This is a genomic window from Lentiprolixibacter sp. (assembly GCF_982873095.1).
In genome coordinates this window covers 1-2,213 of sequence record NZ_CEYNTP010000343.1, presented here as the reverse complement: position 1 = coordinate 2,213, position 2,213 = coordinate 1, and the positions used below count along the sequence as shown (strand labels likewise).

Sequence of the window (2,213 nt, the reverse complement as noted above, 5' to 3'; positions counted from 1 at the left end):
GGTGGAGGTGGGGCGCATCTCGTGGAAGTCCACGTGCACCTGGGGCTCCCACATGCGGTAGGCGGCCACCCGCCGGCGGGTCTCCTGCTGGGTGAGCCAGGCCCAGTCGCGGTTGAGGTCGAACATATAATGGTTGCTCCTGCCACTCCACCAGCCTTCGTGGTGCTCCTTGCTGTTCGGATCAACGTTGTAGGGACTGTTTTTATACTGTTGGTACCAGTTCACATAACGGTCGCGTCCGTCTGGGTTGATACAGGGGTCCATGATGACCACGGTATCTTCCAGATAGGCCTTTTTTGAAGTGAGTAAATCAAAAACCGTTTGCATGGAGGCCTCCGTGCTTACACTCTCATTGCCGTGTACATTATAGCTGAGCCAAACAATGGCTTTGTTGGCCGCACTTGGCCCATCCATATTCCGCAGATGTTCTGTTCGTATGGTTTCCAGGTTTTCCATGTTGGCAGCACTCGAGACATAGGCCAGAAGGAGTTTTCGCCCCTCGTTGGTGCGTCCGTATTCCTGTAACTTCACCCTGCCCGGGGCAGTGGCTGCCAGGTATTCGTAGTAGTCTACCACCCGGTGGTGTCTTGTGAACTGGCTGCCCAATTCATAACCCAGGAACTCGGATGGACTCTGGATCTGCTGCCCGTAAAAGACGGAAATGAAGAAAACGGAAAAGAGGAATATGAGTTTTTTCATAGGGGATATTGCATATGACGAGGCCAAATCTAGCAAATAATCCGTAACTTCTTAACGTATTTTTGGCAATCGAAAGTCTCAGGAATTTTATCTTTGATCGCGTTTTTATTCGTTACATGGAGGTTGACTGTATCCCTTATCGAAAGACCGGTTACTTTTCCGGGTTAATTTGCGACTACCTGGACCAGCTATCTTCACTTCAACCTTTTTACAATCGTTTTCCCCAACTTGATGCCTTTGAAGAGCAAATCAAAGAGAAAGGGAAGCAATATCCCAAAGCACACCGAAAGGTCCTTTTTGAAGCCCTTACCGAACAATACAACGGAATTACCCTATCAGAAGCTACGGAAGACAACCTGGAATTACTGAAATCGAGTACCACATTTACGGTTGTAACCGGACATCAGCTGAATTTGTTTACCGGCCCCCTATATTTTCTTTACAAGATCATCACCGCCCTGAACCTTGCAAAACGATTAAAAGAGCGGTACCCGGATTACGATTTTGTCCCTGTGTACTGGATGGCCACTGAAGATCACGATTTTGAAGAGATCAATTACTTCAATTTTAAGGGGAAAAAATTACAGTGGAACCGCGCAGATGGAGGAGCTGTAGGCCGTATGGAAACCGAGGGCCTGCAAGCAGTCTTGGCGGCTTTCATTCAGGAGCTGGGTCCTGGAAACCGCGCCAAACACCTTGCCGAACTTTTTCGAAGAGCTTACCTTGAACACGATACGCTAGCCGCGGCCACGAGATTCCTCGCGAATGAGCTGTTTGGGACCTACGGACTTGTAGTTGTAGATGGTGACGATAGCCGGCTCAAAAGGCTAATGGCACCTTATGTGGAAAAGGACATTGTTAAAGGGATCACCCATGATCAGGTCACTGAGGCCATTAAATCCCTCAGGCAACAGGACAAACCTTACCCCATTCAGGTGAATCCGAGGAAAATCAATTATTTCTATTTGCTCGACGGGCTAAGGGAACGAATAGAGGAAAGGGACGGGCATTTCCATGTCCTGAACTCGGATTTGAATTTCAGTAAGGCAGAATTGGAACAGGAACTTAAAGCGCACCCGGAACGATTTTCGCCCAATGTAATCACCCGACCCATATATCAGGAAGTGATCCTCCCCAACCTGTGTTATATCGGTGGGGGCGGGGAGCTGGCCTACTGGCTGCAGTTCAAAGGCGCATATGATGCTTTGGAGGTACCCTTCCCTATCTTGTTGCTGCGTAATTCGGCCTTGCTGCTTTCGGGCAAACAGCGCAATAAACTGGGGCGTTTGGGGATAAAATTGGAAGACCTGTTTTTAAAGCCGCTGTGAACGGAATGAAGAAAACAATTCATGATATTTTCGAAAGAAATAATCTGGATTCTGATCAGATTGATTGGATTGTTCCACATCAAGCCAATAAAAGGATTATAGATGCAATTGCTGATTTTGGTCACTTTCCAAAAGAAAAGGTGATGGTAAACATTGATAAATATGGGAATACCACTGCAGCTACCA

General features: G+C 47.6%; 3 protein-coding genes. 2 read left to right on the top strand and 1 reads right to left on the bottom strand.

All coding sequences use genetic code 11. The features are described from left to right. The coding region (locus AC4E7D_RS14180) for a M14 family zinc carboxypeptidase (protein ID WP_490174430.1) at positions 1–699 on the bottom strand (699 nt) is incomplete at its 3' end. Between the two features lie 116 nt (positions 700–815). Between AC4E7D_RS14180 and bshC the strand changes: the two genes are divergently transcribed. Together bshC and AC4E7D_RS14170 are read left to right on the top strand one after the other, a co-directional pair. Next, positions 816–2,027 (top strand): bacillithiol biosynthesis cysteine-adding enzyme BshC, encoded by a 1,212-nt coding sequence (gene bshC / locus AC4E7D_RS14175; protein WP_490174429.1) that lies wholly within the window; start codon positions 816–818, stop codon positions 2,025–2,027. Between the two features lie 5 nt (positions 2,028–2,032). Further along, positions 2,033–2,213, top strand: a 181-nt coding sequence (locus AC4E7D_RS14170; protein WP_490174428.1) for a 3-oxoacyl-[acyl-carrier-protein] synthase III C-terminal domain-containing protein, incomplete at its 3' end; no start/stop codon positions are given.

What these genes read in the sequence shown, in the direction of transcription:
- bshC (WP_490174429.1), top strand. Translation starts at nt 816, where the DNA reads ATGGAGGTTGACTGTATCCCTTATCGAAAGACCGGTTACTTTTCCGGG.